This window comes from Mesorhizobium sp. LjNodule214, from assembly GCF_964252735.1.
Lineage (GTDB): Bacteria > Pseudomonadota > Alphaproteobacteria > Rhizobiales > Rhizobiaceae > Mesorhizobium.
This window is the reverse complement of the sequence record NZ_CAXUPE020000002.1, coordinates 429,441-450,232: the sequence shown is the minus strand read 5'-3', so window position 1 is coordinate 450,232 and position 20,792 is coordinate 429,441. Positions and strand designations below refer to the sequence as shown.

At 63.9% G+C, this 20,792-nt stretch carries 23 protein-coding genes and 1 riboswitch; of the genes, 14 read left to right on the top strand and 9 right to left on the bottom strand.

The annotated features are described in order from the left end of the window. Positions 1–7 precede the first annotated feature (7 nt). From ACSQ3Z_RS16105 to ACSQ3Z_RS16095, 3 genes are all read right to left on the bottom strand, one after another. Positions 8–970: an HpcH/HpaI aldolase/citrate lyase family protein gene (locus ACSQ3Z_RS16105; RefSeq protein WP_436172320.1), complete on the bottom strand. Its 963-nt coding sequence runs from the start codon at positions 968–970 to the stop codon at positions 8–10. Positions 971–984: 14 nt separating this feature from the next. Then, positions 985–2,175: an aminotransferase class V-fold PLP-dependent enzyme gene (locus ACSQ3Z_RS16100; RefSeq protein WP_436172319.1), complete on the bottom strand. Its 1,191-nt coding sequence runs from the start codon at positions 2,173–2,175 to the stop codon at positions 985–987. Positions 2,176–2,300: 125 nt separating this feature from the next. Further along, positions 2,301–2,984 carry a LuxR C-terminal-related transcriptional regulator gene (locus tag ACSQ3Z_RS16095; protein ID WP_436172318.1) on the bottom strand — a complete coding sequence of 228 codons (684 nt, stop codon included), beginning with the start codon at positions 2,982–2,984 and terminating at the stop codon, positions 2,301–2,303. A 352-nt stretch (positions 2,985–3,336) separates the two neighbouring features. Between ACSQ3Z_RS16095 and ACSQ3Z_RS16090 the strand changes: the two genes are divergently transcribed. The 3 genes from ACSQ3Z_RS16090 to ACSQ3Z_RS16080 all read left to right on the top strand — a co-directional run bounded on the left by ACSQ3Z_RS16090 (position 3,337) and on the right by ACSQ3Z_RS16080 (position 6,427). Next, positions 3,337–4,266, top strand: a complete 930-nt coding sequence (locus ACSQ3Z_RS16090) for a phosphatase PAP2 family protein (protein WP_436172317.1) — start codon at positions 3,337–3,339, stop codon at positions 4,264–4,266. A gap of 215 nt (positions 4,267–4,481) precedes the next feature. After that, positions 4,482–5,900 carry a magnesium transporter gene (mgtE, locus tag ACSQ3Z_RS16085; RefSeq protein WP_436172316.1) on the top strand — a complete coding sequence of 473 codons (1,419 nt, stop codon included), beginning with the start codon at positions 4,482–4,484 and terminating at the stop codon, positions 5,898–5,900. Positions 5,901–6,040: 140 nt separating this feature from the next. Then, positions 6,041–6,427 (top strand): MerR family transcriptional regulator, encoded by a 387-nt coding sequence (locus tag ACSQ3Z_RS16080; protein WP_006203215.1) that lies wholly within the window; start codon positions 6,041–6,043, stop codon positions 6,425–6,427. A 161-nt stretch (positions 6,428–6,588) separates the two neighbouring features. Here the strand turns inward: ACSQ3Z_RS16080 and ACSQ3Z_RS16075 are convergent, their stop codons facing one another. Further along, on the bottom strand, positions 6,589–7,065 hold the full coding sequence (locus ACSQ3Z_RS16075; RefSeq protein WP_436172315.1) for a methyltransferase family protein: 477 nt from the start codon (positions 7,063–7,065) through the stop codon (positions 6,589–6,591). Further along, positions 7,062–8,066 (bottom strand): heparan-alpha-glucosaminide N-acetyltransferase, encoded by a 1,005-nt coding sequence (locus ACSQ3Z_RS16070; protein ID WP_436172314.1) that lies wholly within the window; start codon positions 8,064–8,066, stop codon positions 7,062–7,064. The genes ACSQ3Z_RS16075 and ACSQ3Z_RS16070 overlap by 4 nt, the downstream gene beginning before the upstream one ends. A gap of 257 nt (positions 8,067–8,323) precedes the next feature. On the opposite strand from ACSQ3Z_RS16070, the gene ACSQ3Z_RS16065 reads away from it, so the two are divergent. Continuing rightward, positions 8,324–9,523 (top strand): MFS transporter, encoded by a 1,200-nt coding sequence (locus ACSQ3Z_RS16065; protein ID WP_436172313.1) that lies wholly within the window; start codon positions 8,324–8,326, stop codon positions 9,521–9,523. Here the strand turns inward: ACSQ3Z_RS16065 and ACSQ3Z_RS16060 are convergent. Continuing rightward, entirely contained in the window at positions 9,515–10,699 is a 1,185-nt protein-coding gene (locus ACSQ3Z_RS16060; protein ID WP_436172312.1) for an aromatic ring-hydroxylating oxygenase subunit alpha, read from the bottom strand. The two genes, ACSQ3Z_RS16065 and ACSQ3Z_RS16060, sit on opposite strands and share 9 nt — an antisense overlap. A 147-nt stretch (positions 10,700–10,846) precedes the next feature. On the opposite strand from ACSQ3Z_RS16060, the gene ACSQ3Z_RS16055 reads away from it, so the two are divergent. From ACSQ3Z_RS16055 to cobO, 5 genes are all read left to right on the top strand, one after another. Then, positions 10,847–11,539: a gamma-glutamylcyclotransferase gene (locus ACSQ3Z_RS16055; RefSeq protein ID WP_436172311.1), complete on the top strand. Its 693-nt coding sequence runs from the start codon at positions 10,847–10,849 to the stop codon at positions 11,537–11,539. Positions 11,540–11,708: 169 nt separating this feature from the next. Further along, positions 11,709–11,905: riboswitch (cobalamin riboswitch) on the top strand. Between the two features lie 36 nt (positions 11,906–11,941). Beyond that, a complete protein-coding gene (locus tag ACSQ3Z_RS16050; protein ID WP_436172310.1) occupies positions 11,942–12,121 on the top strand; it encodes a CbtB domain-containing protein in 180 nt (59 codons plus the stop codon). Positions 12,122–12,136: 15 nt separating this feature from the next. Then, positions 12,137–12,925 carry a CbtA family protein gene (locus tag ACSQ3Z_RS16045; protein ID WP_436172309.1) on the top strand — a complete coding sequence of 263 codons (789 nt, stop codon included), beginning with the start codon at positions 12,137–12,139 and terminating at the stop codon, positions 12,923–12,925. Next, the gene (cobU, locus tag ACSQ3Z_RS16040; protein ID WP_436172308.1) at positions 12,918–13,433 is read left to right on the top strand and encodes a bifunctional adenosylcobinamide kinase/adenosylcobinamide-phosphate guanylyltransferase; all 516 of its coding nucleotides are present in this window, start codon (positions 12,918–12,920) and stop codon (positions 13,431–13,433) included. Before ACSQ3Z_RS16045 ends, cobU begins: the two co-directional genes overlap by 8 nt. A 1-nt stretch (position 13,434) precedes the next feature. After that, complete coding sequence (gene cobO / locus ACSQ3Z_RS16035; RefSeq protein ID WP_436172307.1) at positions 13,435–14,049, top strand: cob(I)yrinic acid a,c-diamide adenosyltransferase; 615 nt, start codon at positions 13,435–13,437, stop codon at positions 14,047–14,049. Positions 14,050–14,053: 4 nt separating this feature from the next. Here the strand turns inward: cobO and cbiB are convergent, their stop codons facing one another. Then, entirely contained in the window at positions 14,054–15,031 is a 978-nt protein-coding gene (gene cbiB / locus ACSQ3Z_RS16030; RefSeq protein ID WP_436172306.1) for an adenosylcobinamide-phosphate synthase CbiB, read from the bottom strand. Between cbiB and cobD the strand changes: the two genes are divergently transcribed. Both cobD and ACSQ3Z_RS16020 read left to right on the top strand, forming a co-directional pair. Next, positions 15,030–16,085, top strand: a complete 1,056-nt coding sequence (cobD, locus tag ACSQ3Z_RS16025) for a threonine-phosphate decarboxylase CobD (protein ID WP_436172305.1) — start codon at positions 15,030–15,032, stop codon at positions 16,083–16,085. The two genes, cbiB and cobD, sit on opposite strands and share 2 nt — an antisense overlap. Further along, positions 16,082–16,591: a tyrosine phosphatase family protein gene (locus ACSQ3Z_RS16020; protein ID WP_436172304.1), complete on the top strand. Its 510-nt coding sequence runs from the start codon at positions 16,082–16,084 to the stop codon at positions 16,589–16,591. The genes cobD and ACSQ3Z_RS16020 overlap by 4 nt, the downstream gene beginning before the upstream one ends. A gap of 22 nt (positions 16,592–16,613) precedes the next feature. Here ACSQ3Z_RS16020 and ACSQ3Z_RS16015 read toward each other — a convergent pair whose 3' ends face one another. Both ACSQ3Z_RS16015 and ACSQ3Z_RS16010 read right to left on the bottom strand, forming a co-directional pair. Next, positions 16,614–17,417: a creatininase family protein gene (locus tag ACSQ3Z_RS16015; protein WP_436172303.1), complete on the bottom strand. Its 804-nt coding sequence runs from the start codon at positions 17,415–17,417 to the stop codon at positions 16,614–16,616. 51 nt (positions 17,418–17,468) lie between these two features. Next, the gene (locus ACSQ3Z_RS16010) at positions 17,469–17,852 is read right to left on the bottom strand and encodes a RidA family protein (protein ID WP_436172302.1); all 384 of its coding nucleotides are present in this window, start codon (positions 17,850–17,852) and stop codon (positions 17,469–17,471) included. A gap of 255 nt (positions 17,853–18,107) precedes the next feature. Between ACSQ3Z_RS16010 and ACSQ3Z_RS16005 the strand changes: the two genes are divergently transcribed. From ACSQ3Z_RS16005 to ACSQ3Z_RS15995, 3 genes are read left to right on the top strand one after another with little or no spacing between them, the layout of a single operon-like run. After that, a complete protein-coding gene (locus ACSQ3Z_RS16005) occupies positions 18,108–19,112 on the top strand; it encodes an ABC transporter substrate-binding protein (RefSeq protein ID WP_436172301.1) in 1,005 nt (334 codons plus the stop codon). 2 nt (positions 19,113–19,114) lie between these two features. Continuing rightward, positions 19,115–19,945, top strand: coding sequence for an ABC transporter ATP-binding protein (locus tag ACSQ3Z_RS16000; RefSeq protein WP_436172300.1), 831 nt, complete (start codon positions 19,115–19,117; stop codon positions 19,943–19,945). After that, positions 19,932–20,783 carry an ABC transporter permease gene (locus ACSQ3Z_RS15995; protein ID WP_436172299.1) on the top strand — a complete coding sequence of 284 codons (852 nt, stop codon included), beginning with the start codon at positions 19,932–19,934 and terminating at the stop codon, positions 20,781–20,783. The genes ACSQ3Z_RS16000 and ACSQ3Z_RS15995 overlap by 14 nt, the downstream gene beginning before the upstream one ends. Positions 20,784–20,792 lie beyond the last annotated feature (9 nt).

Genomic DNA, 20,792 nt, shown 5'->3' with positions numbered 1-20,792 from the left:
GTAAACGTCAGTGCGCGGCGAGGCGTGTCTGGCCGGCGCGTTCGATTGCTTCGTTGACCACCAGCACATTGCGCGCCATGCGTTCCGACGCCGCGTCGATCATCTTGCCGTCGAGCGCCGCCGCACCCTTGCCCAGCGCCTCGGCTTCCTTGAGCACTTCGAGGATGCGCCTGGCCCGGGCGACTTCCTTTTCCGGCGGCGAAAACACGCTGTTGGCAAGCTCGATCTGCGAGGGGTGGATCGCCCATTTGCCTTCGATGCCCAATGCCGCGGCGCGCCTTGCGCCGGCGATGTAGCCCTCCGGATCGGAGAAATCGCCAAACGGCCCGTCGATGGCGCGCAGGCCGTAGGCCCGGCAGGCAACCGTCATGCGCGACAGGGCGAAATGCCACTGGTCGCCGGGATAGTCAGGGTTGAGGCCGCCAATGTTGACGGTGCGCGCCTTGCAGCTTGCCGCATAGTCGGCGACGCCGAAATGCATCGCCTCCAGCCGGCCAGGCGTTGCGGCGATCGCCTCGACATTGGCCATGCCGAGTGCTGTCTCGATCAGCGCTTCGAGGCCGATGCGGGTTTTGAAACCCTTGGCCATCTCGATCTGGTTGACCATGGCCTCGACCGTGTAGAGGTCGGCCGGAACGCCGACCTTCGGCACTAGGATGGTGTCCAGCCGGTCGCCGGCCTGCTCCATCACGTCGACCACGTCGCGGTACATGTAATGCGTATCGAGGCCGTTGATGCGCACCGACACGGTCTTGCCCTTGGCGCGCCAGTCGATGTCGTTGAGGGCCTGGATGATGTTCTTGCGGGCCCGTTCCTTGTCCGGCGGGGCGACGGCGTCCTCGATGTCGAGGAAGACGAAGTCGGCGGCGCTGTTCGCCGCCTTGTCGATCATCTCCGGGCTGGAGCCTGGGACCGCCAGTTCGCTGCGCTGCAGCCTCAGTTTTTTCAGGTGGTTGATGGTGTGGCTCATGGTGCGCTCCGGGATCAGGCGGCTTCGGCGATGGCGGACTGCGGCGAGCGGCGGAAATGCGCGATCGCGGCACCGACGCCGGAGCCCGGCGCCAGCTTGACGCCGCAATCGAGCAGCGCCATCTCCGCCGCCGACAGCGAGGCCAGCACCATCACCTCGTTCAGCCAGCCGAGATGGCCGATACGGAAGACCTTGCCGAACACCTTGTTGAGGCCGCCGCCGAGCGAGGTCTGGTACTTCTGGTAGGCCTGCTTGACGACGTCGCCGCTGTCGATGCCTTCCGGCACGAGGATGGCGCTGACCGTGTCGGAGTGCCATTTCGGCGCCTTGGCGCAAAGCTTCAGGCCCCAGGCGTCGACGGCCTTGCGCACGCCTTCGGCGAGGCGATGGTGGCGGGCGAAGATATTGTCCAGCCCTTCCTCGGCGATCAGGTCGAGCGAGGCACGCAGGCCGCGCAGCAACTGCGTCGCCGGCGTGTAGGGGAAATAGCCGGCGTCGTTGGCGCGGATCATGTCCTCGAAGGAGAAGAAGCAGCGCCGGTGGGTTGCGGTCCGAGAGGCGACCAGCGCCTTCTTGCTGACCGACAGGAAGCCGAGACCGGCAGGCAGCATGAAGCCCTTCTGCGAGCCGCTGACGGCGCAGTCTACGCCCCATTCCTCCTGGCGGAAATCGATCGAGCCGATCGACGATACGCCGTCGACGAAGAGAAGGGCAGGGTGGTTCGCTGCGTCGAGCGCGGCGCGGCAGCCGGCGACGTCGCTGGTGACGCCGGTCGCGGTCTCGTTCTGCGTGCAGAAAACCGCCTTGATGCGGTGCGCCTTGTCGGCCTTGAGCCTCTCCGCATAGAGGTCGAGCGGGACACCGGTTCCCCACTCGCAGTCGATCACGTCGACCTCGAAGCCGAGGCGTTCGGCCATGTCGACCCACAGATGCGAGAACTGGCCGAAGCGCGACATCAGCACGCGATCGCCGGGGCTGAGCACATTGGTCATCGCCGCTTCCCAGGCGCCGGTGCCGGACGAGGGATAGATGAAGACGCGGCCGGTTTCGTTCTTGAAGACCTTCTTGATGTCCTCGAACAGCGGCAGGGTGAGATCGGGGAACGAGGCGGCGCGCATGTCCTCCATCGGAAGGTTCATCGCTTGCCGGACCTGTTCGGGGATGTTGGTTGGCCCCGGAATGAAAAGATGGGTGAAGCCGGCCATGCTGCGAACTCTCCTCTAATCCAGCAAAACTGATGAGGGGAGTCTCGTTTTTACGGCGGCCGGCAACAACACCTTGCCGGGTAAGATCTCGCCGCGCGCGGGTGGGGCAAGCCTACCCGGTTGGCCTACCCGGTTGGCCTACCCGAATGGCTGCTCTGACTGCGGCGCTTCTCGCTCGAATAGAGCGCGACGGCCATCGCCCGGTTGCGGACGTCGAGCTTGTCGTAGAGATTCTTGAGGTGATACTTCACCGTGTTCTCGGAAATCCCTGTCCGCGTTGCGATCTGAAGGTTGGTCCAGCCGTCGGAAAGCACCGCCAGCAGTTCGCGCTCGCGAACCGTGAGCTGCGAAAGCGGCGTGTCGTTGACCTTGTTGATGTCGATATAGGGGATGCAGATGCGGCCATGCGCGACCGCCAGGATCGTCTCGAAGATGATCGGCGGGTCGTCGAACTGGAAACAGTAGCCATGCGCGCCGAGCCGCACGCATTGCTTGAGGATGCCGATATCGTGGTCGTTGGAAAACACCGTGATCCGCACGTCGAGCCTGCGGCTCTGGATTTCCGCCAGGACATCGGCGCCGTCCATGTCGGCGAGCTTCCAGCCGATGACTGCGACGTCGAATTGCGGCTCTGCCGCCAGGTCCAGGAACTGCCTGCCGCTTTGGACGGAGCCGAAAAACGCGAAGCGCCCGTCGCATTCCAGCATTTCGCGCAGCGCCGATACCACGAGCGGATTGCGTTCGGCGACGACGACGCGAACGCGCCGCTCGCCGATTGCCTGGTTCGTTCTCTGCGACTTGATCTTCAAGGGCTTCCGGTTGCTCTGGACCAATTTGCGGACGTTGGCGGGTTCCGTCGCGTCTCTGGATCCCGCAACGGCAATTCTGCCCCAATGGCAAATGGGTGCTCTTTCCCCAGCGACATGCATTGTCGCGCTGCTTGAACCCGGTTCGCGTCACACGGCAGGCTATCGACCTTGGCCTGACGCCGCGGAAAATAGTTGGATTTCGCTGCGCAGCCTGGATCGCTCAGTAACCCAAATGTAAGGTCGACACGCTATTGCTGACCTGCAGCCTCCGGTCACGCATGTTCAATTTCGGCGGATCAGCATGTCCTTAACTTCTGAAGTCTCGGACTACAGTCCGGCCGGCAAATGGTCGGTGAGACTGGCCTTCTTCATCGGCACATATGTGCTGATCTCATTTTTCCTAAGTCCGCTGACTTTTCTCACTCTTGGCCAGATCTACGTCGACAAGTTCGCTCGTGCGGTCCCGATATTGCTGGTTGGCGGCGCCGCCGTCGCGGGGCTCCTTTTTGGCCGGGATGCGCCGACGAAATATGCGATCAACTGGGTTCGGACACGGTGGTGGAACTGCCTGCCGGTGCTCCTGTTCTTTCTCGCCGGCGTGACGGCGTTCTCCAACTTCAAGATCCTGATTCCGACGGTCCTTCCGTTTTACGCCGACGCCTGGTTTGCCGATCTGGACGAGTGGATACACGGGACGGCACCCTGGGAACTGGCGCATCGCCTCGACAATGAGCTGTGGGCGCTTATCACCTTCAATGCCTATGAGGTGCTTTGGTTCGCGCAATGGTTCGGCACGATCCTGTTGGTGGGCATGTGGTCGAACCCGATTGCACGCATCCGCTATCTTTGGGCAGTAGCCTTGACCATCTCGATCGTCGGCACCTTGCTGGCGCTCCTGCTTTCGTCGGCTGGTCCCATCTACTACGACCACTTTGTCGGCGGAGATCGCTTCAATGGTCTGCGGGTCGCCCTGTCCAGCCTCGAGTCCAGCGTCATCGTGCGCGAATATGCCGACTATCTTTTGATGCTCTATACGACAGGAAATACAGGCATGGGGGGTGGCATTTCGGCCATGCCCAGCCTGCATGTGGCCCTTGTTGTGTTGAATGCCTTTTTTCTGTCTTCCCTAAACCGTTGGGTCGGCGCTGCCGGCTGGATCTTCGCGGCCCTGATCATGTACGGGTCGGTATATACCGGTTGGCACTACGCTGTTGACGGCTACCTCGCCATCGCTGTGGTGTCGGTGATCTGGTGGGCGACCGGGCGCCTCGTGCGCGAATAGCAAGCGCCGCATTGCCGGTTTCGATACGCGCGGGGTAGGGCGCGTTTCGCTTGATATTCCCATGCGTTAGAGCAAAAGCTTCTCAAGCCGAATCGTGCCGCCGCCCTATCTTCTGTCCGAGCACCGGAATTTGCCAAAACCGGTTTCCACTTTTCGGGATCATGCTCTAGACCTGACAGGCACCCTTTCCGGAATCGTAATAGCGGGAGGCGCTTGTGGAAGGCCAGAACGAACAGGACGCCCGGTCTGTTGAGGACGCCGATATCTATGGCGAAGACGGCGCCCTGCAGTCGTCGTTCCTGGCGCAGATCGGCGCGGCGATCGCCGATCGCGACACGCTGACGCTGAAGCGCGAAGTCGGCGACCTGCACCAGTCGGAACTCGGCGATCTGCTTGAAGCGCTTCATCCCGAGCAGCGCCGCGCGCTGGTCGAGCTGTTGGGCTCCGATTTCGACTTTTCCGCGCTGACCGAAGTCGACGAGGCGATCCGCCTCGACATCGTCGACAATTTGCCCAACGAGCAGATCGCGCAAGCGGTGCAGGAGCTCGATTCCGACGACGCCGTCTACATTCTGGAAGACCTCGACCAGGAGGATCAGGACGAGATCCTGTCGCAGCTGCCCTTCACCGAGCGGATCAGGCTGCGGCGTTCGCTGGACTATCCGGAAGAGACGGCCGGCCGCCGCATGCAGACGGAGTTCGTCGCGGTGCCGCCGTTCTGGACCATCGGCCAGACCATCGACTACATGCGCGAGGACAAGAATCTTCCCGACCGCTTCAGCCAGATCTTCGTCATCGATCCGAGCTTCAAGCTGCTTGGCGCCATCGATCTCGACCAGATATTGCGCACCAAGCGCGCGGTGAAGGTCGAGGAGGTCATGCATGAGACAAGGCATGCCATTCCCGCCACCATGGACCAGGAAGAGGCGGCGCGGGAATTCGAACAGTACGACCTTCTCTCCGCCGCCGTCGTCGACGAGAACGAGCGGCTGGTCGGCGTGCTGACCATCGACGACGTGGTCGACGTCATCCAGCAGGAGGCCGAGGAGGACCTGCTGCGCATGGGCGGCGTCGGCGATGAAGAACTGTCGGATACCGTCGCGGCGACATCGCGCTCGCGCGTACCCTGGCTGCTGATCAATCTCGGCACGGCCTTCATATCGGCCTCTGTCATTAGCATGTTCGGTGCGACGATCGAGGAAATGGTGGCTCTTGCCGCGCTGATGCCGATCGTCGCCTCGCTGGGCGGCAATGCCGGCACGCAGACGATGACAGTGACCGTGCGCGCGCTCGCCACACGCGACCTCGATATCTACAATGCCGGTCGCGTCATTCGCCGCGAGGTCATGGTCGGCATGCTGAATGGTATGGTCATTGCGACGATCCTCGGACTGGTCGCCGGCCTCTGGTTTAACAATCCCGATCTCGGTCTCGTCATCGCCGCCGCCATGATCGTCAACATGCTGGCCGCGGCACTCGGCGGCATCCTCATTCCGCTGTTCCTTGACAAGCTCGGTGCCGATCCGGCGATTTCGTCATCGATCTTCACGACGATGATTACCGACGTTATCGGGTTCCTCGCCTTCCTCAGCCTTGCCACATGGTGGTTGCATCTGGGCGCCGGGGCGGGATAAGTCGCTCAATTGACTTTTACGTAAATGCCGTGCGAGGCTCGCGCGGGGTTCCATGCCGATTCCGGCACGGACGGGTTTGATTGGGATGGCAGGCGGCTGCGCATGGCGGGCGTCCCGGCCATTCGGCATTGGGAGCTAGAATGCGGGAATATTATTCGATCACCGAACTGACCCGCGAATTCGATGTGTCGACGCGGACGCTGCGCTTCTATGAGGACGAGGGCCTGGTGCAGCCGGTGCGGCGCGGCCGCACTCGGCTGTTTCGTCCGTCGGACCGGCATCTGATCCGTCAGATCATGCGTGGCAAACGACTCGGCTTCTCGATCAACGAGATCCGCGAAATCATCCAGATGTACAAGGAGCCGCCCGGCGAGGTCGGCCAGCTCAAGCTGATGATCAAGCGCATCGAGGAAAAGCGCGAGGATCTAAGGCAGAAGCGCCGCGACCTCGAGGAGACGCTGGCCGAACTCGACCAGGCCGAAGAGTCTTGCGTCGAGCGGCTGGTGGAGCTCGGCGTCAACACCTGAGCGCGGCCGTTTTGATAATTCTACTCCGGCGGCGACCTAGCGTGGTTTTCTGCGCTTACGATGCTCAGGTACCCAAATGTACGCTCCGCTCCGGTTCTCGAAAGCCGCTCTATCTGGCTCCCCAGAGCGAATTCTGAAAACGGCCTCGGCGAGCCCTGAACTCAAATCCAGCGCCGCACGCGTTTCGCGTAATCCCGGTATTTCTTGCCGAATTTAGCCGCCAGGATCTTTTCCTCCTTTTCGATCGCCAGTTTCTGCGTTGCGAAGGCAGCGATGAAGCCCATGAGCAGGAACCAGGCGATCCCCGTGATGAAGGCGACGCCGATCAAAAGCAGCGTGTTGGCGAGATACATCGGGTTGCGGCTGACGGAGAAGGGGCCGGAGGTGACCAGATGGTCCGGCACGGCATTCGGATTGAATGTCGTCTTCGCCCGCAGCATGACGCGGATGGCGGTGAACCACAGGGCGGCGACGCCGAACAGCGCTACCCAGCCGGCGGCGAAGAGGATCTCGCCCAGGAGATTGCCGATCCATGGCAGCGGATAGAGCAGGCCGAGCACGACGCTGATGATGATTGCCGCGACATAGATCAGCGGCGGCCATGGGATGAGCCCGGGTTTTGGCGTAACGTCGGTCATTGTTGGCCTCCCTCCATCAGCGTGCTGTCGGTCTTGGCGGTGCAGACACCGGCGAGATCGCCCAGATGTGCTTTGAATTCCGGGGTCTGGTCGCCGTTGTAGAGCCGGTCGAATGTCGCTTCGCTCTGCAGCGTATCGAGCATGCAGACACAATAGCCGGAGCAGAACTGCGTGTCGCGCTGCTGCTCGCAGGATATCTGACAGGATTTCAGGAAGCTCACTTCGCGCGTTTCGACCGGCGCCGGCGCGATCTGCGAAAACAGCCAGACGGCGCCGAACAGCAAGGGCTGGTGGATCAGATAGAAGGCGAGGCTGTGCCGGCCGATGAAGACCAGCGGGGTCGACCAGCGGCCGGGCGCAAGGTTGGCGAGCCGGGCAAGCAAGCCGGACGTTGAAGCAAGTTTCGCCGCGGCTATGCCCGCGAGGACGGCGCCGAACCATGGGAACAGCGGCACATAGTCGTTGGAGCGCGGATTGGTGGCCGAGAGGCCGACCCACCACAGCGCCGGATGGTCGAAGAATTCGGATCGCAGATAGAATGGCGCTGCAATGACGAGCGCCGCAACGACGATCGTCAGCAGCGCCGGCAGCCGCAGAAAGGCAAGGCCGAGCAGGCTGGCCAGCGCGATCTCATGCAGGATGCCGAAGAAGATGACGCCGCCCGGCGTAGCGAAGTGGGTGACGGCCGATATGGCGATCGCGGCCACGGCGACCATGGCGAAACGCTTCCAGAAACCCGGCCAGCGGATCTGCCTGCCATGGGCAAGGAGCAGGCTGACGCCGACCAGGAGCAGGAAGGTCGAAGCGATGCAGCGCGCATAGATCTTCCACCAGCCGAAGGCGGTGAGGCCGGGATCGGTATAGCCGAAATTCTCGAGATCCCAGGTGAAATGATAGCTCGCCATGGCCAGCAGCGCGATGCCGCGCACGATGTCGATGGTTGTGATGCGCCTCGGCTTCGACGGGTCCTGAACGGGTTCTGCCGGCGTTTGAAGGCTCATGGGCTTGCATTCCGATTCACTGGTGCCAAACGACTATCACGGTTGCACCGGGCAAAAGAAGCCGGGCCGGCGCATCTGCGTCAATTCCCCGTTTGGCTTTCCTCCTTCCGGTTCGAAGCCGCATCGGAATTCGCTTTAGGCCAGTGGCGGAAAGCCTTTGACCGGTTTCGCTTTTCGGCCTGAGCGGGTCGATTTCCTGCTACCGACCAACCGTCGTCAGGACCAGATTGACCGGCGATTCCACCGCCGGAGGGCCAATGTCCACTCATGTGCGCCATCCGATCTGGCTTCCGGCTCTCAGGCCGGCGGATGCGCGCACCTTCGCCTCGCTCTATGCGGTCGAATCCTTCGCGCGCGCCACGATTTCCAGCGTCATCCCGATCCAGGCCTACGAGATCCTGCACAACGAGCAGATCGTCTCGATGCTCTACACGATCGTGGCGCTGCTCGGGCTTTCGGTGACCTTGTTCATGCCGATGCTGATCCGCCGCTTTGCCCGGCGCTGGGTCTACACCGCCGGCGCCTGCCTGCTCGCCATCGGCTCGCTGTTCTTCGTCACGCATACGCTGACCGGGCAGCTCATCGGCATGCTCTGCCGCGTCATGGGTGCCAGTGCGCTGTCGATCACGCTCAACCTCTACATCATGGACCACATCCGCAAGACCGACTTCATGCAGGCGGAATCGCTGCGCATGGCTTGGTCGATGTTCGCTTGGACCGGCGGGCCGACGCTGGGAATCTTCCTCTACACAAGCTTCGGCATCTATGCAGCGCATGGCGCGGTCGTCGTCTTTGCCTCGGCGCTGCTGGTTCTGTTCTGGACCTACCGGCTCGGCGACAACCCGTCGATCCGCCCGGGCAAAAGCCGGCCGGCCAATCCGCTCGCCAATATCGGCCGCTTCGTCGCCCAGCCCAGGCTGAGGCTCGCCTGGCTCATCGCCTTCGGCCGCTCATGCTTCTGGACGACGTTCTTCGTCTACGGGCCGCTGTTCATGGTGATCACCGGAGAGGGCGAACTCGCCGGCGGTCTGCTGGTGTCGGCCGGCAATGCGCTTCTGTTCACGGCGATCTTCTGGGGCAAGGCCGGAAAGCGCTATGGCGGCCGGCGGACAATGACCTTCGCCTATTTCGCCATGTCGGCGATGCTTCTGGCGGCGGGTGCGGTCGGCGAAACCGCGCCGTTGCTCACCGGTGCCTTCCTGCTGTGCGGCGCCTTCTTCACCATCGCGCTCGACGCAATCGGCTCGACCGCCTTCATGCGCTCGGTCAGGTTCTATGAGAGGGCGCAGATGGCGGCGGTCTATCGCACCTATCTCGACTTCTCCGAGCTGACGCCGCCGCTGGTCTATTCGGTGGTGCTGGCGTTTTTCGGCCTGGGCTCGGTTTTCGCCACGCTCGGCCTGCTGGCTGCCGCCTGCGGTTTTGTTACCTGGCGCTATTTGCCCAAGTCACTTTGATTGCGTCACACGCGCCGCATGCCGTTCGCGCACCCACTCGTGAAAACGATGCAGGTCATACTCCTCGGGCATCAGCACGCCGGCCGCGTGGCGCAGCGAGCGCAGGCCTTTCTGGTTGACCTCGCAGATCGCTGCGTCTTCCTCCAGCACCTGTCGGCCGAAAGCAACGATGTTGTCGATGTCGGCCTGGGGCGCCGCCAGCGCTTCGGCTGGAAACAGCCATTCGGCGGTGAGCTCGGTCTGCTCCGGGCCGAGCGGCGCCAGCCGCACCGTGCGGACATAGTCGACATGGCCGACGATGAACATCGACGGCAGGTTGGTGGCGTAGGTCTGGCCGGCGGCGCGCTCGGCCGGAGTCAGGCCGGCAAAGACCGGACCATGGGCTTGGCCGTCGCGTGACCATGTCTCGGCTCCGGCGCGCAGGCCGCCGGAAAATTCCGGCGCGTCATTGTCGGCGTGACGGGCCCATTCGGGGTCGTCGTGCCTGCCCATCAGGCCGCGTCCATAGATCGGTACCAGCCGCGACAGGTCCTTGTGGACGCCGGGGCAGTGCAGGCACTCGTTGAAGTTTTCCCAAAAGATCTTCCAGTTGCAGTTCATCACCTTGCGCAGCACATGGCCGCTGACCAACGCCTCCAGCGGCCAGTTGGCGAGGTTGCCGGATGCTGGATCGAAGGAGGCTTCTGCCGAGCCGTCTGCATCTTCGGCCAGATTGATGAAGACAAAGCCGCGCCATATCGACAGCGCCACGCGGTAGAGCGGGTGATCGGCCCTGTCGAAACCTTCGGGCAGCGATTTCGACGGCACGCGCACGAGATCGCCGCGCAGCGAATAGGACCAGGCGTGGTAGGGGCAAGTGATCAGCCGCGCTTTGAGCCGCCCCTCGCTCTCCTGGCAAAGCTGCGAACCACGGTGACGGCAGGTGTTGTGGAAGGCACGCAATTCGCCGGTCTCGTCGCGCAGCACGACGATCTCCTGGGTGCCGACACGGAAGGTTCGGAACGCCAGCGGCTGGGCAAGGTCGGCCTCGCGGCAGACCAGCAGCCAGCTTTTGTACCAGATGGCGTCGAGATCGCGCTGGTAGGCCTCGACGTCCCAATAGGCGGAGGACGGCAGCGTCGGCTCGAGCCGCGTCAAGCCATTGTAGAGGTCGCGTTCGGTCTGATCGGGCTGCATGGCCGGCTCCCTGGATGGCGCAGCCGACACCCGGCCGGGGCCTTTGTCAATTGGCGCGCGCCGCCGCCATTGTGGCGCGCAATGGCGAACTTTAAGGTCGGTTCATCCCCCTCCGGCATTCCTGCCGGTCGCCCGAGGTCGCAGGTCATGCCGGCAAGAACGATGTCGCTCACGCAAGAGCTGGTCGCCCGCTGTTTTCGCGCGGTCGAGGATAGCGGACCGGACCCGGACGCCGCGCATCTGGACGACAGCGACTATGAGGCGATGGTGGACGCGCTGGAGGCGGAACTGCCTGCCACCGAGCCGCTCTGGTTGTTCGGCTACGGTTCGCTGATCTGGAAACCCGAAATCGACCATGTCGAGGAGCGGGTCGCGGTGGCGCGCGGCTGGCACCGCTCCTTCTGCATGAAGATGACACGCTGGCGCGGCACCAAGGATCAGCCCGGCCTGATGATGGCGCTGGATCGCGGCGGGCAATGCAAGGGCGTCGCCTTTCGGCTGGGCAATGACGATCGGCGCCAGCAGCTCGACAAGCTTTTGCGGCGCGAAGTGACGCTGAAGCCGACCAGCTACCATCCGCGCGTGCTCAGGGTGGCGAGCGACAGCGGCCCACTGCGGGTGCTGGCCTTCGTCATCAATCGCAAGGGCACCACCTATGCCGGGCCGCTCGACGAAGACGAGGTGGTCGAAAGGCTGGCGACGTCGTGCGGGCACTGGGGATCCGGCGCCGACTATCTCTACAACACGGTCAAGAACCTGGAGCAGCGCGGCATTCATGATTCCCGTCTGTGGCGGCTGCAGCACCTGGTGGCCGAGCGGATCGCCATGTCGGATCGCTGACCTACTGCATGTCGCCCAGAAGTGCGCAGCGGTTTTGGGAAAACGACATGCATAAAACAAAGACCTAAAGCGCGTCGGCTGAATCCGTTTCGGCGCGATGCGCTTTAGGTGGCGCATTCGCGCTGGTAACGGGCGGAATTTGGTTTGCCGGAGGCAGTGATTCTGCCTATAGTCGCGCCCTGTCGTCGGTTCCATTAGGGACCAAGAGGGAATGCGGTGAGGGCTGAATTGTTGCCCGATGCCGTGGCTGCCCCCGCAACTGTGTGCGGTAGTCCTCCCCATAAGCCACTGAAGATTTTTCTTCGGGAAGGTGGGGAAGGGTGCTGATCCGCGAGCCAGGAGACCTGCCGGCGACAGGGAACTGACTTCTGTGCCCTCGGGTGGAGGGCGAAAGGACAAGATATGAATACCGCTTCGGTCTCTCTCGGCGCTTCCGTCTCCTCGCAGTCGCGCCTCATGCAGCTCGTGCTTAGCGCGTTTCTGGGCATTTTCGTCATCGGCGTTGTCGGCTTCTCGCACATCGATGCGGTCCACAATGCCGCGCACGACTATCGCCATTCGATGGCGTTTCCCTGCCACTGACGAGGACCTGACATCATGAATCTGTTTCGCAACGTCGTGTTCATCGCGGCGATCGCAGGGCTCGTGGCCGGCGTCGTTCTCGCCTGCATGCAGGCCTTTGCCACCGTGCCGCTCATCCTGAAGGCCGAGGTCTACGAACAGGCCGGAGGCGGCCACCAGCATGAGCATGCCGCAGCGCCGGCAGCCCCAACCGGCAACGCTACGGATACCAATGCCATGAGTAGCGCCGCACCGGCGCCGGTTGAGGCGGCCGCTCCGGCGGAGGACGAAAGCTGGGCGCCGGCCGATGGCTTCGAGCGCTTCGCCTTCAGCGTGCTGGCCAACATCGTCACCGGCATCGGCTTCGCGCTGGTCCTGGTCGCGGTTTCGGAGTTTGCCGGCGGCATCGGCAATTGGCGCCAGGGCGTGTTCTGGGGGCTGGCCGGTTTTGCCGCGTTCACGCTGGCGCCGGGCCTTGGCCTGCCGCCGGAATTGCCGGCGATGCCGGCGGCCGACCTCACCGAACGCCAGATCTGGTGGTGGGCAACGGTGGCGGCGACGGCGGCCGGTCTCGGCCTGATCGCCTTCCGCAAGTCGCTGCCGCTGGCGATCCTGGCCGTGGTCCTGATCGTGGCGCCGCATATTGTCGGCGCGCCGCAGCCGGACAGCTTCGAGACGCCGATCCCCGAAGGTCTGCATCACCAGTTCGTGGTGGCGGTGACGGTGACCAATCTGGTGTTCTGGCTGGTGCTCGGCGCCGTCGTCGGCGTGGTGCGCGGACGCTTCACCGGTACGGCGACCAGCCTGCGCGACAGCTTTGCCTGATCGCAAAGGATTGACCTTCATCATCGGCGGTGCGCGCTCCGGCAAGAGCGCGCATGCCGAATCCTTGGTGACGGCAGGGCCGGCGCCCTGGACCTATATCGCCACTGCTGAAGCCTATGACCAGGAGATGCGCGAACGCATCGCGCTGCACCGCTCGCGGCGTGGCGAAGGCTGGACGACCATCGATGCGCCGCTCGACCTGGCCGGCGCGCTCGCAGCTCTGCCCGATGGCCGGCCGGTGCTGATCGACTGCCTGACACTGTGGCTGACCAACCATATGCTGGCTGAACACGATCTTGACGCCGAATGCCGGCAACTAGCGGACGCGCTGTCGCGGCCGCGCGGACCGTGGTTCGTGGTGTCCAACGAAGTTGGCCAGGGTATCGTGCCGGACAATGCGCTTGCCCGCCGGTTCCGCGACGCCGCAGGCCGCCTCAACCAGCAGGTCGCCGCAGTTGCCGACACGGTGCTGCTGATGGTGGCGGGGCTGCCGCTGAAGGTGAAATGAGATGACCGATATCGATCCCAAGGACGAGGAACGCCATCGCGCCAAGATGGCCAAGCGCAAGGCGGTGCAGGACGCCGAGGTGGCGGGCAAGACGATCGAGAAGGGGCTGCTGATCGTCAACACCGGTCCGGGCAAGGGCAAGACCACCGCCGCGTTCGGGCTGGCGCTGCGGGTGCTCGGCTACGGCAAGCGCGTCGGCGTCGTCCAGTTCATCAAAGGCAAATGGCATACCGGTGAAAAGGAGGCCTTTGCGGCGTTCGGCGACCGCGTCGTCTGGCATGCGATGGGCGAGGGTTTCACCTGGGAAACGCAGGACCTGAAGCGCGATATCGCCGCCGCCGAGGCCGCCTGGGCAAGGGCGCTCGAGCTGATGGCCGATCCGTCGATCAGCCTTGTGGTGCTCGACGAACTCAACATCGCGCTGCGCTACGACTATCTCGATCTCGACGGTGTGGTCGCGGCGCTGAAAGGCCGGCGTGAGGGCCTGCACGTCGTCGTCACCGGACGCAACGCCAAGCCGGCGCTGGTTGAGGCTGCCGACCTCGTCACCGAGATGGGCCTGACCAAGCACCATTTCGCTGCCGGCGTGAAGGCGCAGCAAGGGATCGAGTTCTGATATCTCAGAATGTCAGGTAAATGACGAGCGCCGACAGGATGCCGGACAGCCCGATCAGCAGATAGTCGGCGATCCGGTAGAGCGTCAGCGCCCGCCTGATATCGGTGCTGTCGGCTTCGCGCCGGCCGCCTTCGCCCATGAATGCATCCTCGACGACGACGCCGCCGTAGCTGCGCGGCCCGGCCAGCGCCAGACCGAGCGCGCCGGCCATTGCTGCTTCCGGCCAGCCGGCATTGGGCGAGCGGTGCTTTCTCGCGTCGCGCCGCACGGCCTGCCAGGCACTGCTCGGATCGGCGCCTTTGACGATGAAGGCGGCAAGCACGATCAGCAGCGCCGTCAGCCTGGAGGCCGGGAGGTTGATGAAATCGTCGAAACGAGCGGCCGCCCGACCGAAGCCCTCGTGGCGCGGGGTGCGGTGGCCGATCATCGAATCGGCGGTGTTGGCAGCCTTGTAGGCGACGCCGCCGGCCAGCCCGCAGACACCGGTCCAGAAGGCGGGTGCGACGATGCCGTCGGAAAAATTCTCGGCCAGGCTCTCGATCGCGGCACGGGCAATGCCCGGCTTGTCGAGCTTTTCCGGATCGCGGCCGACGATGCGCGAGACGGCGATGCGGCCGAGCGTCAGCCCGCCTGTATCGAGCGCATCGGCCACTGCCTCGACATGCTCGGCGAGGCTCTTCTGCGACAGAAGCGACGATGCCAGAATTGCCGTGATGAGCAGGCCGGCGGGAAAGATCTGCCAGAGCAGGATTTGCACGGCGAAAGCGACGGCCGCCGGCACCAGAACGATGACCAGCAATGCCTTGACGCCCCGGCGGCGACGCAGCGCGTCGGAATCAGTGGCGTGGTTGAGCCTGCGGTCGAGAAAGGATATCAGCCTGCCGAACCAGGTGACGGGATGGCCGATGGCGCGGAACAGCCCGTCCGGGTAACCCAGGGTGCGTTCAATGGCTAGCGACAGGAAGGCAATCAGGATCGACATGAAGCTTCTTGATGGAGCGATGGCTGCGGTGGATCATGGCGGAAGCCTTGGCCGGGCGAGCGCGCTCTTCCCTCACGCGCCACAGCCTTTCGTCGACCTCTCGACTGGTATCAATCCGCACTCCTATCCGCTTTTCGAATTGCCCGCTACCACCCTGTCACGGTTGCCTGAAACCGCGCGAGCCCGTGAACTGGCCGAGGTCGCGGCGCGCGCCTATGGCGCGCCGTCGGCGGCGTATGTGGCGGCGGCACCCGGCACGCAGATCCTGTTGCCGCGCGTCGCCTCGCTGGTGAGCCCCGGCAAGGCTCTGGTGTTCGGGCCGACCTATGCCGAGCACAAGCGGGCTGCGGCGATCGCCGGCCATGCGGCGGCCGAAGTCGACGATTTGGCAGCGCTTGCCGGGGCTGACCTCGCCATCGTCGTCAATCCCAACAATCCCGACGGGCGTGTCGTCGAGCGCGACCGGCTGCTGGAGCTTGCCGGAAGATTGCGCGCCAAAAGCGGGCTGCTGGTCGTAGACGAGGCCTTCATGGATGTCGGCCCACGCGCCGAAAGCCTGGCCGACGATGTCGGGCAGGGCGGCATCGTGGTGCTGCGCTCCTTCGGCAAGTTCTTTGGCCTTGCCGGCGTGAGGCTCGGCTTTGCCTTGGCCGACACGCTGACCGTCCAGACGCTAGAGGCGCAATTGGGCCCCTGGGCGGTCGCCGGTCCGGCGCTGGACTACGGCATCCGTGCGCTGGCCGACACGGATTGGCAGACCACCATGCGGCAGCGCCTGGCGCAGGATGCGGCGCGGCTCGACGCGCTGTTCGGCCGCTTCGATGTGCCTGTCGTCGGCGGAACGACGCTGTTCCGATATCTTCGTCTGTCCGATTCGGCCGAGTTGTTTTCGGCGCTTGGCGAGCGCGGCGTGCTGCTTCGGCATTTTGCCGACCGGCCACAGGTGCTGCGCGCCGGGCTGCCGGGTTCCGACGAGGAATGGCAGCGGCTCGAATCGGCGCTTGCCGACTGGGCCGCACGGCGCGACGATGGGCCGAAGGAGATCGCGCCATGATCCATGTCTGTTCGCTGGCGAAAGTCGAGGAGACCGTGGCAAGAACCGGCGCCGAGCGTCTGCTCTCGCTGCTTGCCGACGGCACCGAAGTGATACGCCCGGCCTCGATCGCCAGGGAGAACCATTTGCATCTGGTGATGCACGACATTGCGGTGGCCCAGGAAGGCATGACCATGCCGGGCGAGGAGCACGTGCGCAACCTGCTCCAGTTCGCGCGCCAATGGGATCGCGTGAAGCCCATGGTCGTCCATTGTTATGCCGGCATCAGCCGGTCGACCGCCTCGGCCTATATCATCGCGGCGGCGCTGGCGCCGAAGCGCGACGAGGTTGAGTTGGCTGAGACGCTGCGTGCGCTGTCGCCCTCGGCGACGCCCAACCCGCGGCTGATCGCCGTCGCCGACGCGCTGCTCGACCGAAACGGCCGCATGATCGAGGCGATCGAGGCGATCGGGCGCGGCGCCGACGCTTTTGAGGGCAAGCCCTTCGAGCTCAAGATCGATGGCTAACGCCTCGCAGGACTTTTCTAGTCTAGGCCAGCCAGTCGGCGAGCTTTGCCTTGCGGACATCCTTCAACAGGCTGATGAAACCGTCGACCTGATGCTCGGCGGTCAGCCGGCCTTTCTCGGCCGTGGCGATGCCGGCCTCGCCGACCACGCCGTTCGGGTTGAGGTCGCTGGCAATCCAGGCAAAGGCATGCGTGCCGGTGTGGCGCAGCAGCGCGAATTCCTTTTCGGCGCGGCTGACGTTGGAAACGAAATTGTCGGCCTTGCCCATGTCGACCAGATCCGGGCGGAAGTGCAGCATCAGCGAGGTCTCGACATCGCCGCCATGGATGCCGTGACGATCCTCGAGCTCGGTGTACATGCCGGCCGGGCGGCCAAAGCGCTGCCAGCTCGTCTTCACCGCCAGCATCCTGGCGCGCACGCGCAACTCGCGCGTGATGATGCCCATGATCTCCTCATTGCCACCATGCGAGTTGACGACGATCAGCTTTCTCACGCCGGCCCTGGCGACTGACAGGCCAAGCTCGGTCCAGGCATCGACCAGGGTCGTCGCCGGGAGGGTGAGCGTGCCTGGCGCATGCAAATGCTCGTTCGATTTGCCGACCGCCTGGACAGGCAGGATGCGCATGTCGAGATCAGCGGGAAGGCGGGCGATGACCGTTTCCAGCATGCCGTTCATGATCGAGGTGTCGGTCGAAACCGGCAGATGCGGACCGTGCTGCTCGATCGCCGCCACCGGCAGCACGGCGATCGTCGCCTCCGGGTCGATCGTGGCGTATTCGGTGGTCCGGTAGTCGCCCCACCAAACGCGTCTGTTTGCAACGGTCATGTTTGCCTCTTCATGTGACCGAGACCTAGCGCGCCAGACAGCGCATGTCGATCATCCTGCGGCAATGACCTCGATCTCGACCTTGAATTCCGGCCGGGCGAAGCCGGAGACGATCATCAGCGTCGAGGCCGGCGCCGGGCTGGCGAAGAGTCGGTCGCGGACGTCCATGTAGGGCCTGAGGAAGGCGCGGTCGGTGACATAGGCATTGATGCGCACGACGTCCTGAAGCCCGAGCCCGGCCTCGCTGAGGATCGCCGCTATGTTCTGAAAGCAGAGTTCGGCCTGGGCGCCGGCATCCTCCGGGATCTGGTCATCAGCGGTGATAGCGACCTGGCCCGAACACAGCACCAGCCGGCTACTGGCGGGCACTTCGACGCCATGGCTGTAGCGGGCGAAGGGTGGCTTGATCGACTTCGGCGTGAGGAATTTGAACATGGCAATCTCCGGTTTGCGGCCAGCCTAAGGCCGGAACGCATACCCCTTCAAGATGCGGTGCATGGCATCGGGGCGATTGTGGACAGGCGTTCAAAAAATAGGCACGATGCCTCCCATACAGCATGACCCGTCATGGCTTGGCGCACGCCTGCTGCGCAAGCGGACGGCCCCCGGCGGTGGCATGTGTCTTGCTTCTTGAATCAACGGTGTCGAGCCCGGCGCGCGGCGCGCCGGAGCAAACAGAGGGTGGTGTCGATGTACGGAAAAGAGAAGATCACGGCGGGCGCAATCGTCCTGCTTGCCGCCAGCACGCTTGGTGCTGCGGCGAACGAGAAAGTCACCTTCGGCACCAACTGGCTGGCCGAGCCCGAGCATGGCGGTTACTATCAGGCCGTAGCGGACGGCACTTATGCCGCCTGCGGCCTCGACGTCACCATTTCGCAGGGCGGCCCGCAGGTCAGCGGGCGGCCGTTGCTGCTCGCCGGCAAGCTCGATTTCTACATGGGCGGCAATTTGCTGTCGGCCTTCGACGCCGTGCAGCAGGGCATTCCCATGCGCGTGGTGGCCGCCGACTTCCAGAAGGATCCGCAGGTCATCATGTCCCAGCCGGGGCAGGGGCTGGACAAGTGGGAAGATTTGAAGAACGCCGAGCAGTACATCCTCGGCGACGAGGGCGCGCAGACCTTCTTCCAGTGGATGGTCACCGAGCTCGGCTTCGATGCCGCCAAGCGCGTGCCCTATACCTTCAACCCGGCGCCGTTCATCGCCAACAAGAAGTCGATCCAGCAGGGCTATGTCACCTCCGAGCCGTTCGCCGTGCAGAAGCAGGGCGGCTTCGTGCCGAACCAGTTCCTGCTCGCCGACTATGGCTGGGACACCTACGCGACGACAGTCGAGGTCATGCAGGACACGATCGACAAGCGGCCGGAGGTTGTTCAGTGCTTCGTCGATGGCTCGGCCAAGGGCTGGTACAACTACCTCTACGGCGACAACAAGGCCGCCAACGACATGATCAAGAAGGACAATCCGGACATGACGGATGAGCAGATCGCCTTCTCGATCGAGCAGCTGAAAAAATTCGGCGTGGTCGATTCCGGCGACACGGAAAAGCTCGGCATCGGCGCCATGACAGAAGCGCGCATCCAGAGCTTCTACGACAAGATGGTCAAGGCCAAGGTGGCGCAGCCCGGTATCGACATCAAGAAGGCCTATACGCTCGCCTTCATCAACAAGGGTGTCGGGCTGGACCTGAAGAAGTAATCGTGAAGCTGGAGACAGTGGCGCAGGCGCCTATGGCGGCATCGGGTGAAGGCCCGATGCTGCTGGCTTTGCGCAATGTCGGCAAGGTCTTTTCCAACGGCGTAACGGCGCTGAGCGACGTCGATTTGACCATCCGGGGCGGCGATTTCCTCAGCCTTCTCGGGCCGTCGGGTTGCGGCAAGTCGACGGCGCTGCGGTTGATCGCCGGCCTGTCGACGCCGACCTCCGGCGTACTCGACTGGCGCGGCCGCATTGGCGGCGATCGCACGAATATCGGCTTCGTCTTCCAGGAGCCGACGCTGCTGCCCTGGGCCAATGTCTTCGACAACATCTGGCTGCCGCTCAGGCTGAAAGGCGTATCGCGGGCCAAGGCGGCGCCGGCGGTGATGGAGATGCTGGCGCGCGTCCATCTTACCGGTTTCGAGTACGCCGTGCCGCGCGAACTTTCCGGCGGCATGAAGATGCGCGTCTCGATCGCTCGCGCCCTGGTGACCAAGCCGCGCATCCTCTTGATGGACGAGCCGTTCGCGGCCCTGGACGAGATCACCCGCTTCAAGCTCAACAACGATCTGCTGGAACTTTGGCAGGGCGAGCGCTTCACGGTCGTCTTCGTCACCCACAGCGTCTTCGAGAGCGTGTTCCTGTCAAATCGGGTGGTCGTGATGGCGGCGCGGCCGGGCCGGGTCTTTGCCGAACTTGCCGTCGATGCGCCCTATCCGCGCGACGAAGCGTTTCGCACCTCGCCCGACTATGCCGCGCTCTGTCGCCAGGCATCCGACGTGCTGGTGGGCGCCATCAACTCAACCGCTGGACCGCATCATGACGGCCATTGACGACAGCGCACTGAAGCTCGACCCCGAAGAGGCGCGCCGCGTGCGCCAGGAGCGGCTCGAGCGGATCGGCCGCTGGGTGCTGCCGCTGGCGATCATGATCCTGGCGATCTGGCTGTGGGATCGCGTCTGCGTCTGGAACGAGATTCCGAAATACATCCTGCCGCGTCCTGGCGTCGTGCTGCAGACGCTCTATGACGATGCCGGGCTGCTGTTCTCCTCGCTGCTGGTGACGCTCAGGATCACCTTCCTCAGCCTGCTTCTCGCCGTGATCGGCGGGGTCGGCCTGGCGGTGCTGTTCGCGCAATCGAAATGGGTGGAGATGTCGTTCTTCCCGTTCGCCATCGTGCTGCAGGTGACGCCGATCGTGGCGATCTTCCCGCTAATCAACATCTATGTCGACAACCAGACTGTGAAACTTCTGCTCTGCGCCTGGATCGTCGCCTTCTTCCCGATCCTGTCCAACACCACGCTCGGACTCAACTCCGTCGACCGCAATCTGCGTGACATGTTCAAGCTCAACGGGGCGACCCGCTGGCAGCAATTGCGCTATCTCAGGCTGCCGGCGGCAATGCCTTATTTCCTCGGCGGGCTGAAGATCGCCGGCGGCCTGTCGTTGATCGGCGCCGTGGTGGCCGAGTTCGTCGCCGGCGCGCAGGGGCAGTCGTCCGGGCTTGCCTCGCGCATCATCGAGGCCGGCTACCGGCTCAACGCGCCGCGCCTGTTCGCGGCGCTTATTTTGATTTCGCTGACCGGCATACTGATCTTCCTGGTGCTGTCGCTGGTGTCGCATCTCATTTTGCGGCGCTGGCATGAGAGCGCGCTGAAGCAGGAGCGATAGGGTGGTTGC